General features: G+C 63.1%; 13 protein-coding genes. 5 read left to right on the forward strand and 8 right to left on the reverse strand.

The window, feature by feature from the left end; genetic code table 11:
* The first annotated feature begins 236 nt into the window (after nucleotides 1-236).
* The 3 genes from WS68_RS12670 (at nucleotide 237) to WS68_RS12680 (ending at nucleotide 3,230) form a co-directional block, all read left to right on the forward strand.
* On the forward strand, nucleotides 237-1,640 hold the full coding sequence (locus tag WS68_RS12670; RefSeq protein ID WP_059571139.1) for a GntP family permease: 1,404 nt from the start codon (nucleotides 237-239) through the stop codon (nucleotides 1,638-1,640).
* A 161-nt stretch (nucleotides 1,641-1,801) separates the two neighbouring features.
* Complete coding sequence (locus tag WS68_RS12675; RefSeq protein WP_059512624.1) at nucleotides 1,802-2,071, forward strand: hypothetical protein; 270 nt, start codon at nucleotides 1,802-1,804, stop codon at nucleotides 2,069-2,071.
* 175 nt (nucleotides 2,072-2,246) lie between these two features.
* Nucleotides 2,247-3,230 carry a DedA family protein/thiosulfate sulfurtransferase GlpE gene (locus WS68_RS12680; RefSeq protein WP_059571140.1) on the forward strand — a complete coding sequence of 328 codons (984 nt, stop codon included), beginning with the start codon at nucleotides 2,247-2,249 and terminating at the stop codon, nucleotides 3,228-3,230.
* 292 nt (nucleotides 3,231-3,522) lie between these two features.
* Here WS68_RS12680 and WS68_RS12685 read toward each other — a convergent pair whose 3' ends face one another.
* The 7 genes from WS68_RS12685 to WS68_RS12715 all read right to left on the reverse strand — a co-directional run bounded on the left by WS68_RS12685 (nucleotide 3,523) and on the right by WS68_RS12715 (nucleotide 11,463).
* On the reverse strand, nucleotides 3,523-4,980 hold the full coding sequence (locus WS68_RS12685) for an OprD family porin (protein WP_059571141.1): 1,458 nt from the start codon (nucleotides 4,978-4,980) through the stop codon (nucleotides 3,523-3,525).
* Nucleotides 4,981-5,134: 154 nt separating this feature from the next.
* Nucleotides 5,135-6,193 carry an ABC transporter ATP-binding protein gene (locus WS68_RS12690; RefSeq protein ID WP_197419601.1) on the reverse strand — a complete coding sequence of 353 codons (1,059 nt, stop codon included), beginning with the start codon at nucleotides 6,191-6,193 and terminating at the stop codon, nucleotides 5,135-5,137.
* A 14-nt stretch (nucleotides 6,194-6,207) separates the two neighbouring features.
* Nucleotides 6,208-7,197 (reverse strand): ABC transporter ATP-binding protein, encoded by a 990-nt coding sequence (locus WS68_RS12695; protein WP_059571143.1) that lies wholly within the window; start codon nucleotides 7,195-7,197, stop codon nucleotides 6,208-6,210.
* Between the two features lies 1 nt (nucleotide 7,198).
* The gene (locus tag WS68_RS12700; RefSeq protein WP_059571144.1) at nucleotides 7,199-8,101 is read right to left on the reverse strand and encodes an ABC transporter permease; all 903 of its coding nucleotides are present in this window, start codon (nucleotides 8,099-8,101) and stop codon (nucleotides 7,199-7,201) included.
* Nucleotides 8,102-8,111: 10 nt separating this feature from the next.
* On the reverse strand, nucleotides 8,112-9,050 hold the full coding sequence (locus WS68_RS12705; RefSeq protein WP_059571145.1) for an ABC transporter permease subunit: 939 nt from the start codon (nucleotides 9,048-9,050) through the stop codon (nucleotides 8,112-8,114).
* Nucleotides 9,051-9,069: 19 nt separating this feature from the next.
* Complete coding sequence (locus tag WS68_RS12710) at nucleotides 9,070-10,698, reverse strand: peptide ABC transporter substrate-binding protein (RefSeq protein WP_059571146.1); 1,629 nt, start codon at nucleotides 10,696-10,698, stop codon at nucleotides 9,070-9,072.
* A gap of 183 nt (nucleotides 10,699-10,881) precedes the next feature.
* Nucleotides 10,882-11,463 (reverse strand): helix-turn-helix domain-containing protein, encoded by a 582-nt coding sequence (locus WS68_RS12715; protein ID WP_059571147.1) that lies wholly within the window; start codon nucleotides 11,461-11,463, stop codon nucleotides 10,882-10,884.
* A gap of 342 nt (nucleotides 11,464-11,805) precedes the next feature.
* Here WS68_RS12715 and WS68_RS12720 point away from each other — a divergent pair, with 342 nt between their 5' ends.
* Nucleotides 11,806-13,314, forward strand: a complete 1,509-nt coding sequence (locus tag WS68_RS12720) for a peptide MFS transporter (protein ID WP_059571148.1) — start codon at nucleotides 11,806-11,808, stop codon at nucleotides 13,312-13,314.
* A 398-nt stretch (nucleotides 13,315-13,712) separates the two neighbouring features.
* Entirely contained in the window at nucleotides 13,713-13,916 is a 204-nt protein-coding gene (locus WS68_RS12725; RefSeq protein ID WP_059571149.1) for a hypothetical protein, read from the forward strand.
* Between the two features lie 598 nt (nucleotides 13,917-14,514).
* Here the strand turns inward: WS68_RS12725 and WS68_RS12730 are convergent.
* Nucleotides 14,515-14,811: an acylphosphatase gene (locus tag WS68_RS12730; protein WP_059571251.1), complete on the reverse strand. Its 297-nt coding sequence runs from the start codon at nucleotides 14,809-14,811 to the stop codon at nucleotides 14,515-14,517.
* Nucleotides 14,812-14,916: the final 105 nt, after the last annotated feature.

The following is a 14,916-nucleotide window of genomic DNA, read 5'->3' on the forward strand; positions in this document are numbered from 1 at the left end:
CTGTCTTGTCTCCAAACCGGGACGAATTATCTCATTTTCGAGACATCCAGCTCTACCGCATGAAATCGCGCCATAGGGAAAATGTGGCAGCGCGATCGTCTCGATTACGAGACGACTTCGGTAGAATCTGCTGCACACCGGCCCGCGTCCGTCATGAAGCGGCCCACCGGACGGCTCGTGGCACGATTCCTGCGGCTGCACTTGCACAATAAACAACCAAGATCCAGGAGACGTCCTTGTCATTCATCATCGTTCTCGCCGCGCTGGCCTTTCTGATGTTCGCCGCGTACCGCGGCTACAGCGTGATTCTGTTCGCCCCCGTCGCCGCACTCGGCGCGGTGCTTCTGACCGATCCCGCCGCCGTTGCGCCCGTTTTTTCGGGCATCTTCATGGAGAAGATGGTGGGCTTCGTCAAGCTCTATTTCCCGGTTTTCCTGTTGGGCGCCGTGTTCGGTAAGGTCATCGAACTGTCTGGCTTTTCCGAGTCGATCGTCGCGGCTGCGATCCGTTATATCGGCCGCTCGCGCGCGAATGCGGTGATCGTCGCGGTTTGCGCGCTCCTCACCTATGGCGGCGTGTCGCTGTTCGTCGTGGTGTTCGCCGTCTATCCGTTCGCCGCCGAACTCTATCGCCAGAGCAACATCCCGAAGCGCTTGATGCCGGGTGCGATCGCGCTTGGCGCGTTCTCGTTCACGATGGATTCGCTGCCCGGCACGCCACAGATCCAGAACATCATCCCGACCACGTTCTTCAAGACCACCGCGTGGGCCGCACCTGCGCTCGGCACGATCGGCTCGCTGTTCATCATCGTGGTTGGCCTCACGTATCTCGAATGGCGCCGCCGCTCGGCGCTCGCGAAGGGCGAAGGTTACGGCACGTCGCTCACGAACGAGCCGGAGCGCGTCGAAACGAAGTCGCTGCCGCATCCGCTCTTGGCCGTGTCGCCGCTCGTACTCGTCGGCATCGCGAATTTCGCGCTGACCAAGCTGATCCCGACGTGGTACGGCAGCGCGTCCTACACGGTGCCGGCAAACGTGCTGCCCGGCGTGCACACGCCCGTCACGACACCGATCAAGACCGTCGTGGCAATCTGGTCGGTCGAGGCCGCGCTGCTGCTCGGCATTCTGCTCGTCGTCGCCACCGCGTTTGCGCGCGTGCGCGAGCGCTTCGCAACCGGGACCAAGGCCGCCGTCGGCGGCGCGCTGCTCGCCGCGATGAACACCGCGTCCGAATACGGCTTTGGCGGCGTGATTGCCGCGCTGCCGGGCTTCATCGTCGTTGGCGACGCGCTGAAGAACATCCCGAATCCGCTCGTCAATGCAGCGGTGTCGGTCAGCTCGCTCGCGGGGATCACCGGTTCAGCCTCGGGCGGCATGAGCATTGCGCTTGCGGCAATGTCCGATCTCTTCATCAAGGGCGCGCAGGCCGCGCAGATTCCGATGGAAGTACTGCATCGCGTCGTCGCGATGGCAAGCGGCGGAATGGATACGTTGCCGCACAATGGCGCAGTGATCACATTGCTCGCGGTGACCGGGCTTACCCATCGCGAATCGTATCGCGACATCTTCGCCGTCACGATGATCAAGACGCTCGCCGTCTTCTTCGTCATCGCAGTGTATTACGCGACGGGGCTCGTTTGAGCGGCGCGGCCGGCCCGCGCGCGGGCCGGCATTTCATCTGACACGATACGGCGGCGCACCGTTCGAGTGCACTCGAAAATCTCAATCCTCCCGTCCGGTTCGCGTTAAACTGCGTGGAAACAATTCGTACCATCGATTTCACGACGACGAGGACACGTTCAATGCGCACTACGGGTTCTTCCGGGGCCATGACCCTGCTAACCGAATTCGATCCGGCCGACGGCCGCGAGCTTCGCTCGCTGCGCCTCTCGGCAGCCGAAGACGGCAAAAGCGTACTGCTGATCGAGATCGACGAACGCAAGCCCGGCATTCACCGGGAAGTACGCTACGAAATCACTCCCGCCGAACTGATTGCCGCGATTCGCTCGCACGGCGCCGAGTTGCCGGGCGAAACGCATGGCGCGGCCTCACTCGCCCGCAGCCCGTCCTGATCCCTCCCCACGGTGAAACTCGGCCCGCTGGCGTTTCACCGATTCCGCCGCGCAGCCGCGCGCGGCGCCCAGCTTTTCCGCCCTGCCATTCCGTTGAAAATGGCCGATAATCGGCCCATCTAAGCCACTGCTCGCCCGCGCGCGCGAACGTGCGCCGCTTCGATATCGTTTCTCCATGCTTCATGATCTCGTCGCCCGTTACGGGCCGCTCATCGTGTTCGCCAACGTGCTCGCCGCCGCAATCGGCCTGCCCGTGCCGGCAATGCCAACGCTCGTACTGTTCGGCGCGATGGCCGCACTGCATCCGAGCATGATCGGCACGCAGGTCGTAACCGTGCTCGCGCTATCCGTGCTTGCGGCGTTGCTTGGCGATACCGCGTGGTATATCGCCGGCCGGCGCTATGGCGGCAGCACGCTGAAAACGATTTGCCGGCTTTCGCTGTCACGCGATAGCTGCGTGAAAAAAACCGAGCGTTTCTTCGGTCGCTATGGTGTACGCGTGCTGGCCATCGCCCGCTTCGTCCCCGGCCTGTCGCTCGTCTCGGTGCCGATGGCGGGCGCGCTCGGCACACGCTATCGGACATTCGCCGGCTATGATGCGCTCGGCGCCGCGCTGTGGGCCACCTGCGGGCTGCTCGTCGGGTATGTCTGCCATCAGCAGATCGACTGGCTGTTCGCCGGCGCCAGCCGGCTCGGCCGCACGGCGCTCTTCGTCGTGCTGGTGCTGCTCGCGATTTATATGGCGGTACGCTGGACGCGCCGCCGCGCATTGATTCGTCAGCTCGCCAACGCGCGGATCAGCGTCGACGAACTCGACACGCTGCTGCGCGACGCCGCCGCGCCGGTGATTCTCGATGTACGCTCCGCCGAACACCGCAAGCTCGATCCGTTCTCGATTCCCGGTGCACAGTTCGCGGACGAGCGGCATATCGACGCCATCATCGCCCGCTATCCGGTCACTCAAAAGTTTGTCGTGTATTGCTCGTGTCCGAACGAAGTGTCGGCTGCGCTAATGGCAAAACGCCTGCTCGATGCGGGCTTTGCCAATGCGCTTGCATTGCGCGGTGGCCTCGATGCATGGCGCGATACCGGACGCCAATTGACATCGCTTGCAGGCGACGAGCCCGCCGTGGCACCGGCCGAGCCTAAACCAGCCTGAAACGCGCAAACACGCTAGAGCCTGCGATGCGATGCGGCATGGCGGGCTGATGCATCATATTGCGGCACGCACTTGCTTGCGAATACATATCAACGATCTCGAACTGAAGCGGGGATATCCCCGGCAAGACGCCCCTCGCGTCGCCTGAGCCCAAAACCGCTATTCGGGGGCGCCCAGTTAGGCATTCCTAACCAGGCGCTTGCAGCCAAGATCGGCCGGAGCCAGCCTCCGCGGCGCGTGATCGGGCGGGTGGCGGAATCTCAGCCGCACCCGCGCCCCTCCGTGCGCCCCGTCAAAACACCTTCACCGGCAAATTCACGACCAGCCGGTACTCCTGATTGCCGCTGTCCGAATAATGCGTGGAGCCGACATGCCACATCGCAATGAACGTGATCTTCGTGTCCTTGAACTTGCCGCTCTGAACCGTATAAGACGGGATAAAGCCGAACTCGTGGTGACGCCCTTGCACGGGCTTGCCGTTCTTCCAGTAGATGCTCGAACGGGTCGGATCGAGCGCCGCGCCGGCGGAACCGTCCGCGCCCCAGCCCGTCACGCCCCATACCATCGCCTTGAAGCCCGGCAGGCCTGCATCCTTGCCGTAGAACGTGTAGCGCAATTGCAGCGATTTTTCGTGCGGCGCGTTATAGTCGACATCCATCGAGTTCACGAGAAAAATCCCGTTCGTCTCGTTCAGGTAATCAAAGAACTGATCGCTGAGCACCTGCTGATAACCGAGCAGCAGCTCGTGCGCGCCGTGCTGCGCGGCAAGCGACAGGCTGTACGCATTGTTGTCGATCTTGCCCTGGCGTGCGTCGCCGGTGTCGTGCGTCGAATAGAAGTTGCCGAAGCCCGTCCACTTGACCGTCTGCGGCGAGCCGTAACTTTGCTTGACCGAACCGTAATACTGACGCCACACGTCGTCGGCCTGGCCGCCGTACAGCGACACCGAGCCCGTCGGCGAATAGTCCCAGGTGCCGCCCACATAGGTGAAACGGTCGACACGCGTGCCACCGTACTGGGTAGTCAGATTCGTGAGCGTCGTGTGACCCCGCGCATTGGTTTTCGTGAAGCTGCCCGCCTCGAGCATCACATTCTTGAACTCATTGCTGACGATGGTCGCACCGAGGAAGGTCGGCGGCAACGCGCGGTTGTCGTGCTGCTCCATGAATGGATTGTCGACCGCCTGCAGACCGTATTTGATCACCGTCTCGGAAATGCGTGCCTTGACGTCATAGATGCCGGGAAACGCCCACGCAAGTTGATTCGAGCCACCGCCGCCCTTCGCGATATGCACGAAGCTGCCCGCTCCCTGGCCGCCGTCGAGCTTGAGTGCCGCGTAGATCGATGCATCGAAGCCGATGCCGACGAGCCCGGTCGTGTAACCCGACTCGAAGTTCGCCATCGCGCCCTGAACCCATGCGTGGCGATGCGGACCGCCCTTTGCATCGAGCACGTCTGCGTAGTTCCGAAACAGGATATTGAAATGGCTGTCGGCGATGAAGCCTTTCGATTTCGCCTGACTCGATTGCAACTCCGGTGGCGTAACCGCCTGCGTGGCCTCCGTGTTGATGACCGCGTTCGGCGTGGTCGCTTCCTGAGCAAGCGTCAAAGCAGGCGCCGCCTGAGCGGGCGCTGTGCTTATCATGTCGTCCGCACGCACGGCACTCACGACCGAAAAGCCCGCGAGCATCGGCACGCCCCACGCGAGCATAACTGCCCGCGTGGCCCTCTTGATTTGATATGTCGTCATTGCGTTCTCTTTTTATGTCACTACCCATTCGCCGGCCGCCAATCGCGGCCGGCGATACCCCACGCGCCGCCGTGGCGGCGCGCCTTCCCACGACGCGAATCAGATTCGCGCCGCCCACACCCCTGTCGGCTTTTTATATAAAACGACTAATCATTCATCCATGCACTTCATGCGCCGCGCCGGCACGAATACACGCGACGCATGCGGCCGATCCGCCGCGCACTTCGGGCTGCGGCACCTCTTGCGCGCAGGCATCGATCGCATCGGGGCAGCGCGTGCGAAACGCGCAGCCCGAAGGCGGATTGAGCGGCGAGGGCATCTCGCTCGCGAGCAGTAGCGGCCGCCGCGCACGTTCACGCGCCGGGTCCGGCACCGGCGCGGCGGCAAGCAGCGCACGCGTATACGGATGCTGAGGCACGCCGTACACATCGCGGCGCGCGCCGAACTCCATCACGCGGCCGAGATACATCACGAGCACGCGATGGCTGATGGCTTTCACGACAGCGAGATCGTGCGCGACGAACAGATATGACAGCGACAGCTCGCGCTGCAAATCGCGCAGCAAATTCACGATCTGCGCCTGGATCGATACGTCGAGCGCGGATACCGGCTCGTCGCAGATCACGAGGCGTGGCTCGCCGATCAGCGCGCGCGCGATACCGATCCGCTGGCACTGGCCGCCGGAGAATTCATGCGGATAACGAAGCAAATGATGGGCGTTCAAACCTACGCGCTCAAGCATCGTCAACACACGCCGGCGCATTTCTTCACGGCCGATGCCGGGCTGATGCGTGACGAGCGGCTCGGCAACCACCTGCTCGATCGTCATCCGCGGATCGAGCGACGCGAGCGGATCCTGAAAGATCATCTGCATCTCGCGGCGCAGCTTGTTCACATCACGGCGCGAGCCGCTGATAAGCGGCTCGCCGCGCCAGTAAACCGCGCCCTCCGTCATCGGCGCGAGGCCGATCAACGCGCGTGCGAGCGTCGACTTGCCGCAGCCCGATTCGCCGACGAGCCCGACGGTTTCGCCGCGGCGCACGTCGAACGACACGCCGTCGACCGCGCGCAACGTGCCCTTGCGCGACCACGGATAGCCGCCGAGCGGCACACGGAAATGCACTTTGAGATCGCGCACCGACAATAGCGTGTCGGCTTGCGGCGCCGCATCGGCGCCCGAAGCAGAAGCGGCAGACGAAGCCGCGGACGACATGAGACCAGGCGCGCTCATCGCAGCTCCTCGACGATTTCCGCAATGGGTTTGTGGCAAGCGCGCACGGCGCCGGCTTCCGAATAACGCACGAGCATGGGGCGCTCGGTCGCACAACGCTCGGTCGCGCACGCGCAGCGCTTCGCGAATGCGCAGCCGGCCAAACCCTGGCCGGGCAACGGCGGATTGCCGGCAATCGCCACCAACGGCGCGTCATCGGGCGCATCGAGGCGCGGCAGCGCGTTCAGCAGCCCGATCGTGTACGGATGCGACGGCGCGGCGAAAATGGATGCGGCGCTCGCATATTCGACGGTGCGCCCCGCGTACATCACCATCACGTCGTCGGCGAGCCCCGCGACCACGCCCATGTCGTGTGTGATCAACACGATCGCCGTGCCGCGCTCGCGATTGAGTTCGCGCAACAATTCGATGATCTGTGCTTGCACGGTGACGTCTAGCGCGGTCGTCGGCTCGTCGGCGATCAGGATCTCGGGCTCCAGCATCAGCGCCATCGCGATCATCACCCGCTGACGCATACCGCCGGAGAATTCGTGCGGATACATGCGAATCCGGCGCGCAGCGTCCGGAATCCGCACGGCTTCGAGCGCCTCGATCGCGCGCTTGACCGCCTCCTTGCGCGACAGCTTGCGATGAAGCTGCAGGCTCTCGGTCATTTGCCGTTCGATCGTCAGGAACGGATTGAGCGACGTCATCGGATCTTGGAAGATCATGCCGATCCGGTTGCCGCGCACTTCGTTCAACTGCCGCGAGTTCATCGCCAGCAGGTTCTCGCCGTCGAAGCGCGCATCGCCGGACGTCGAGCCGTTGCCCGCGAGCAGCCCGAGTAACGCCATCACGGTCTGGCTCTTGCCCGAGCCCGACTCACCGACGATGCCGAGCGTCTTGCCCGCATCGAGCGAAAACGATACGCCGGATACGGCGTCGACGGGCGGCCCGTCCCTGCGCGTGAAGCGCACGCCGAGATTATCGACTTCCAGTAGTGCCATCTCAGCGGTCCTTCGGATCGAGTGCATCGCGCAAGCCGTCGCCGACGAAATTCACGCAATAGAGCGTCACGCACAGCATCACCGCCGGCGCGAGCAACAGCCACGGCATCGCATCGAGCTTCTGCGCGCCGTCCTGGATCAGCACGCCCCAGCTCGTCATCGGCTCCTGCACGCCGAGACCGAGGAACGACAGCACGGATTCGGTCAACACGATCGCCGGCACGCTGACGGTCGCATAGACCACCACCACGCCGAGCAGGTTCGGCACCACATGGCGGCGCACGATCGTCGCGGGCGCGACGCCGATCGCACGCGCTGCATCGACAAACTCGCGCGAGCGCAGGGACAGTGTCTGGCCGCGCACCACGCGCGCCATGTCGAGCCACGAGAACGAACTGATCGTCAGCACGACAAGCCCGAACGAGCGGCCGAACAACGTCATCATCAGGATCGAGATCAGCAGATAAGGAATCGCATACATCATGTCGACGACGCGCATCATCGCCGTGTCGACACGCCCGCCCGCGAAGCCGGCAATCGCGCCCCACGCAACGCCGAAGAGCCCCGACACGAGCGTGCCGAGCAACCCGACCTCGAGCGACACGCGCCCGCCGATCAAGGTGCGCACGAGCAGATCGCGGCCCAGCTCGTCGGTGCCGAACCAGTGCATGTTCGCGAACGTCGGCGCGAGGCTGATCGACGACCAATCGCTCGCGGCCGGATCGTTCGGCAACAACAGTGGTCCGATGAAGCACGCAAGCGCGATCAACACGAGCACCGCCAGGCTCGCGAGTGCCGCGCGATTACGCAGGAAGCGGCGTGCGGCAAGCTCGAGCGGCGTGCGCGACTGCGGCGGCGCATCGGCTGGCTCGTGCAGCTCTATTGAAGAGGAAACAGGCGCCATGTCGGCCTCCTCAATAACGGATGCGCGGATCGAGCCACGCATACGCGAGGTCGACCAGCAAGTTGAACAGCACCGCGAACACGGTCGTCAGCACGACAAGTCCGAGCACCAGGGTGTAATCGCGATTAATCGCGCCGTTGACGCACAACTGGCCCAAGCCCGGCAACGCGAATACCGATTCGGTCACGACAGCCGCCGTGATCGACGAAATACAGACCGTGCCGAACAGCGATACGACCGGCATCAGCGCTGGCTTCAACGCATGGCGCAGAACGATCGTGCGGCCAGGTAGCCCCTTTGCGCGCGCGGTCCGGATGAAATTGCTCGACAGCGTTTCGATCATCGAGCCGCGCATCACGCGCGCAAGCAGCGATACGTTGATCAGCACGAGCAGCGCGATCGGCAGCACGCGGTAGCGCCAGCCGCCGTCGCCCCAGCCACCGGCGGGCAGCCAGCCGTCGCCGTCCGCGCGCTTGAGCACGATCGCAAAAATCAGCACCAGCACCGGGCCGAGCACGAACGGCGGAACCACGTTGCCGAAGTTGCCGATCAGCATCACGAAACGATCGACCGGGCTGTCGCGCCGCACCGCCGCGATGGTGCCGAGCAGCACTCCCAGCACGATCGAAATCGGAATCGACATGCCGCCGACGCCAAGACTCACCGGCAGGGCCTTCTTCACGAGATCGTTGACCGTCCAGTCGACGTAGCGGAACGACGGGCCGAGATCGCCGTGGAGCAGCGAATTCAGATACAGCAGGTACTGCTTCCACAGCGGCTCGTCGAGGTGGTACTTGGCGTTCAGGTTCGCGAGCGTTGCGGCGGAAAGCTGCTTCTCGCTGTCGAACGGCCCGCCGGGCGTGAAGTGCAGCAGCAGATAGCAGACGGTGACGACCGCGAGGATCGTCGGCACCGCCCATAACGTGCGCCGCAATGCATAGGCCAGCATGATCGGCTCCGCTTCAGTTTTAGTGCTTGGTCAGATACATGTCCTGCGAAGCGCGCATGTCGATATAGTTCGTCAGCGTATAGCCTCCGACATACGACTTGACCAGACGGTCCGCCGAATACTGGAACAGGATCGTCATCGGGTAATCGTTCATCGCAAGCTCGTGTGCCTGCGTAAGCAGCGCTGAGCGCGCGGCGTCGTCGGTCTTCTGATTCGCTTCGGCAACCAGCGCATCGACCTTCGGATTGCAGTAGCCGACCGTGTTCTGCGCGCTGCCGCAGCGAATCAGATCGAAGAACGTCGTAGCGTCGTTGTAGTCGGCAAACCAGCCGTCGCGCGCGACCTGCACCTTGCCGTCATGGCGCAGTTTCATCAGCACCTTGAATTCGACGTTCTCGAGCTTCGCGGTTGCGCCGAGCTTCGTGCGCCATTCGGATGCCGCGAAGAGCGCAACCTTCTTGTGCAGATCGTTCGTGTTGTACGTCAGCGTGAACGTGAGCGGTTTGGAATCGCCGTAGCCTGCTTGCTTGAGCAGATTCTTCGCGTATTCGACCCGCTTGGCCATCGGCCACGATGCCCAATCCGGCACAAACGGATGCTGGACGCCCTTGACGCCCTTCGGCATCAGGCCGTACATCGGCACCTCGCCTGCCTGCGTGATCTTCGAGGTCAGGATATCGCGGTCGAGCACCATCGACAGCGCCTGACGCACGCGCTTGTCCTTCAATGCCGCGTCGCCGCTGTTCGTCTGATTCAGGTAGTAGTAATAGGTGGCGAGTTGCAGGCCCTGACGCAATTCCTTGCCGAACTGCTTGTTGACCTGAGTGAACGCGCCTGCGGGAATCGAATAGGTGTAGTCAATCTGGCCCGCCTGGTACATCCGCATCGCGGTCTCGTCGTTCTCGACGGGCAGATAGGTAACCTTACGAATCACGACGTTGCGTGCATTCCAGTACTTGTCGCTCTTCACCATCACGATGTGATTGTTCGGCTGCCAATCGACGAGCGAGAACGCTCCGTTGGACACCATGTTCTTCGGCTGCGTCCACGCGGTGCCGAACTTCGTCACCGCGTCCTTGTTGACGGGCAACAGCGGCGCCATCGCGGTCAGCTCGGGGAAGTACGCAACGGGCACTTCGGTCTTCACTTCGAATGTGTACGGATCGATCGCGCGAATGCCGAGATTGGCCGGCGGCTGCTTGCCCGCGATGATCGCCGAGGCATTCTTCACGAACTCGACAAGGATCGTGTATTTCGAGCCCGTCTTGGGATCGGCCAGGCGCTGCCACGCATAGACGAAATCCGCCGCCGTCACCGGCTGGCCGTTGCTCCACTTCGCGTCGTGGCGCAGCTTGAAGATCCACGTATCCGGCGCCTTGCGCTCCCACGACTGCGCGACGCCCGGCACCACGTCCCCTTTCGCGTCGATGCGCGTGAGACCTTCGAACAGATCGAGGCCAATCGTGTTGCCGGTCCACGACTCGATGTACGCGGGATCGAGTGACTCGACCTCGGCGGGCGCTTGTCGCGTCAGATCCTGCTGCGCGGCGAGAACGACGTTCGAGGCGACCGTGACGGCGGACGCCAACGGCGTCATCGTCAGAGCGAGCGCGGCCAGCACGGCCGAGATGGCATGCGAGTGTTTCATGGTGTGCGTTTGATAGAGGTGACGGGAAAGCGGCGCGCGGCACGCAACCGTGCGGGCGCGACGCAAGAAACCTTACGGTTGCGTGGAAGCGGACTGGCCCGAGTGCTCGTATTTCGTGTTAGTCATCTCCATGCTCCTTTCGACCGGCACCCCATTTCCGAAGGAACAAAGGCATGCCGAGCCCTAGAACAATCTCGGTGTCCCGACCCAGACCACCACCGACTCGATTTTCGCGGTGTTGACCCAGCTATGCGGAACCGTCGACTGATAATGCGCGCTGTCGCCGGCTTGCAGGACGAACGACTTGCCCTCCAGCGTCAGCGACACTTCGCCTGTAATCACATACAGGAATTCCTCGCCTGCATGCGTCGTGACTTCAGACCGCTTTTGTCCCGGCGGCAGCCGCACGAGAATCGCCTCGAGCTGACGCCCTTCCGACACATTCGTCAGCCGTGCAAACAGATTCGCCGAATCGGCAAAGCTGAAAAAGCGCAACTGATCGCCGCGGCTGACCGAACGCTCTTCGCTTGGCGTCTCGACGAAATACTGCACCGTGACCCCAAGCGCATGCGCGATGCCGGCCAACGACGTGATGGACGGCGACGCAAGCCCACGCTCGACCTGCGACAAAAACGGCTTGGAAATACCCGCGGCGGTCGCTGTTTCTTCTAGCGTACGCTTCAACCGCTGACGCAGTGCTCGAATCTTGCTGCCGAGCGCGACGCCTGTACTGGCGGACCGCGTGTTTTCAGTGGAAAGAACCATATCAGGCCGAAATCTGGTCGTCAAAAATTGTTTGATGGAAAATAACGAAGTTTGATGAATAAGGCAGAATCTTCGTTGCGTCAAACGGCGTCACCCACGCATGCCCGTTGGAAACAATGCGCGCGATAGGTGACGGCCGCTATCTTGCCAGACTCATTGCGTTTACAGGCAAGCGTTGCGCGGGATTGCGCGCCACATCCTTTTTTTTCGTGGCGCATCCCTCCATATCTCAACGAAGATTATTTTTTTCAGGGATTACCCTGAGTGACGAGGGTCCGGCACGCCGTGAGAATCGCGGCCGCTGTTGACGGACGTTTCGTCTGTTTTATCCAAAGGAACACCATGAATACTCGCGTCTCCCAGACCCGATCGTTTACGACGGTCTTTCTCATCGAAATGTGGGAGCGTTTCGGCTACTACGGAATGGCTGCACTGCTCGTGCTCTTCATGGTCGACAAGCTCGGCTTCACCGACAGCCATGCGAATCTGACCTGGGGAGCGTTCACCGCGCTCGTCTACACGTCACCGTCGATCGGCGGCTGGATCGGCGACAAGGTGCTCGGCTCGCGCCGCACGATGATCATCGGCGCCATCGTGCTGTGCGCAGGTTACCTGATGCTTGCGATTCCGAACGATCGGCTTGCGTTCATGTACGCATCGCTCGGAGTGATCGTCGTCGGCAACGGGCTCTTCAAATCGAACGCCGCGAATCTCGTGCGCCGCATCTATGAAGGCGACGACGCGCGAATCGACAGCGCGTTCACCATCTATTACATGGCGGTCAACATCGGCTCGACGACGTCGATGCTCGCGACGCCTTGGATCAAGGATCACTGGGGCTGGCATGCGGCGTTCGCGGTGTGCTGCGCGGGCATGGCGCTCGCCGTGGTGAACTTCGTGTTGATGCACCGCACGCTCGCTCACATCGGCTCGCAGCCGGATGCCGAGCCGATCCATTGGCGCCGCCTGTTCGCCGTCATCGTGGGCGGTATCGCGCTCAGCGTGGCAACGATGTACGTGCTCAAACACAAACAGCTCGCCGTTGCGAGCGTATGGACAGCGGCGTTCGGAATTCTCGCGATCTTCGCGTACATGATCGCGAAATCGGAGCGCTCGGAGCGCGCCGGACTCATTGCGGCGCTGTTGCTGATCGCGCAGGTGATCCTGTTTTTCATTTTCTACGTGCAGATGTCGACGTCGCTCACGCTGTTCGCACTTCGTAACGTCGACCCGCGCTTCATGCTGTTCGGCACGACGCTCTTCACATGGAGCGCCGCACAATTCCAGGCGCTCAATCCGATCTGGATCATGGTGCTGAGCCCCGTGCTCGTCGCCATCTATAACGGCCTCGCCCGGCGCGGCCGCGACATCCCCGTCGCACTGAAATATGCATTCGGCTTCGGCGTCGTCGCGCTTGGCTATCTCATGTTCGCGATCAGCGGCCGCTACGCAATCGACGGCCGCGTGTCGTCATGGTTCATGGTCGGCGGCTACGGCTTTTATTCGCTCGGCGAACTGCTTGTGAGCGGGCTGGGCCTCGCGATGATCGCGCGCTACGTGCCGGCCCGCATGAGCGGCTTCATGATGGGCGCGTATTTCGTCGCAACCGGCGTATCGCAATATCTCGGCAGCGTTGTCGCGAACTTCGCGCAAATGCCGTCGAACGATCTGCCGGCCACCGCATCGCTGCCGCTCTATACCGAACTGTTCACCGGCCTCGGCTGGCTCGCGGCTGGCGGCATGGTATTCGGCTTGCTGCTGCTGCCGCTGCTGAACAAGCTGTCGCGCGAGCATCATCGCTGCGAAGCCGAGCGGCGCGACGCACAAGCGGCGTCGGCCGCCGCCCACTGACAGCGGGAGCGCCGCCACTTTCCCCCTCATTGCCCCGATTCGCATGCGTTGCCGGAATCGGGGCAGAACCGGCCGCATGCATGGGCGCATGCGCGCGGCCATCGCCGCCAGCGCCCCAGCCATCCGCCGCCGCGCCGAAGCAGGAAGCTGCCGAGCGCCCGGCAGAATCGTCGTTCCGTCATCCCCCGCGCGGCAAGCAAACAATTAGAAAGCCGAAGCGATGCTGTGCGCCGTGCGAATCGCGCCTATGCAGGCGCGCATGCATAGGCGCGTTGCGATACGTAGAAACATATACGTGAAAATACCCAGCGCATTTCTGTGACTTGCCCATCACATTCTCACGCTATTCCTTCGCAATCGTCCTACACTGAAACGAATTCATCGGCAGGGAGCGAACGATGAAAAACAGGACGACGAGGCTATTGCGGATGTTGTCGGACATCCGCCGCGCGCAGCGGTGCACGGCGCTGCGCGCGGCCGCCGCGGCCGCCGAAGCGGATGCGCTACTTACCGCTCGCGACGACGATCCCGCCGACAAGCCGGACACGACGCAGGACGACGCAGTCCCCGCAGCGCAACCGCGCACGAATCTGCGACATTGAGCAAACCGCGAGCGCGCGATCCGGCAGCCTGCGCGAGTCAACCGTTCGCACTCACACCGTCGACTTTCCCGGGCAGACTGGCTGTCGAGCGGCCGGGTTTAGGGCGCGACGGTTTGATTCGACCCGGCCCGCCAGCCGGTGCCGCAACACCAATATTGTCCGCCACGCAGTAACCCGCCGCCTGCAAGCGAAGAGGCGACAAGCGCTAAGCGCCGGCGCTATGGCGTGCACGTCGATCGGGACACCGTCATGCCGTCGAAACGGCCCGCACGCCCGTCACACGCATCGCGAGCCAGCGCCCCGCACCAAGGAACTGCGCGGGCGCCCTTCAACGGCAACTGGCGCGCGCAGACATCGCGCCAGTTGCCGTTGAAGGGCGCGGCGCATGCGTCCAACATCCGAGCGCCCCCGGAACTGTGCGGCCTAGTAATCGAGCGCAAGCGAAATCGCCGCATCGACGAAAAACACGCCCTCCCGCGCCAGCCGGCCGTAACGGCACACTGCGCCCCGCCCGCGCGACCGATGCAGGCCAGCCGGGCGACAAGGCCGCGCCACCGGCGACGACCGCCACGCTCACGACAGCCGCCCAACCCGCCGGTCAATGCTGCTGGAATCGCTCGAAGCGCTTATGCGCCGCGCGCTCGTCGAACGTCACCTCGGTCACGCGCGCGGCGGGCGGCCCATGCCGAAACCAAGCAAGCATCCGGTCGATCTGCGGCGCGGGGCCTTGAATCATTGCTTCGACCGAACCGTCGTCAAGATTCGTCACCCAGCCGCGCAAGCCAAGCGCATGCGCCTCGCGCACGGTCGCATGGCGAAAACCCACGCCCTGCACAATGCCACGCACGCGCACGTAATAGGTTTCGATCCGCTCGTCCAGATCGCCGCCGTCCATCATTTCCTCCTTGCCGTTTCGGGTCGCTTCAAGCCCGGCATTGTAGTCGCGCGCAACATACGATGCGCCCACCGCACGCTCGCGCGATCCGAGCACGTACAATCT

It is taken from the genome of Burkholderia sp. TSV86, assembly GCF_001522865.1.
Classification (GTDB): Bacteria; Pseudomonadota; Gammaproteobacteria; order Burkholderiales; family Burkholderiaceae; genus Burkholderia.

Excerpts from the sequence above, each read along its gene's own strand:
- WS68_RS12700 (WP_059571144.1), bottom strand. The coding sequence starts at position 8,101 with ATGGCGCCTGTTTCCTCTTCAATAGAGCTGCACGAGCCAGCCGATGCG.
- WS68_RS12675 (WP_059512624.1), top strand. The coding sequence starts at position 1,802 with ATGCGCACTACGGGTTCTTCCGGGGCCATGACCCTGCTAACCGAATTC.
- WS68_RS12705 (WP_059571145.1), bottom strand. The coding sequence starts at position 9,050 with ATGCTGGCCTATGCATTGCGGCGCACGTTATGGGCGGTGCCGACGATC.
- WS68_RS12690 (WP_197419601.1), bottom strand. The coding sequence starts at position 6,193 with ATGTCGTCCGCGGCTTCGTCTGCCGCTTCTGCTTCGGGCGCCGATGCG.
- WS68_RS12685 (WP_059571141.1), bottom strand. The coding sequence starts at position 4,980 with ATGACGACATATCAAATCAAGAGGGCCACGCGGGCAGTTATGCTCGCG.
- WS68_RS12720 (WP_059571148.1), top strand. The coding sequence starts at position 11,806 with ATGAATACTCGCGTCTCCCAGACCCGATCGTTTACGACGGTCTTTCTC.
- WS68_RS12715 (WP_059571147.1), bottom strand. The coding sequence starts at position 11,463 with ATGGTTCTTTCCACTGAAAACACGCGGTCCGCCAGTACAGGCGTCGCG.
- WS68_RS12730 (WP_059571251.1), bottom strand. The coding sequence starts at position 14,811 with ATGGACGGCGGCGATCTGGACGAGCGGATCGAAACCTATTACGTGCGC.
- WS68_RS12725 (WP_059571149.1), top strand. The coding sequence starts at position 13,713 with ATGAAAAACAGGACGACGAGGCTATTGCGGATGTTGTCGGACATCCGC.
- WS68_RS12710 (WP_059571146.1), bottom strand. The coding sequence starts at position 10,698 with ATGAAACACTCGCATGCCATCTCGGCCGTGCTGGCCGCGCTCGCTCTG.
- WS68_RS12680 (WP_059571140.1), top strand. The coding sequence starts at position 2,247 with ATGCTTCATGATCTCGTCGCCCGTTACGGGCCGCTCATCGTGTTCGCC.
- WS68_RS12695 (WP_059571143.1), bottom strand. The coding sequence starts at position 7,197 with ATGGCACTACTGGAAGTCGATAATCTCGGCGTGCGCTTCACGCGCAGG.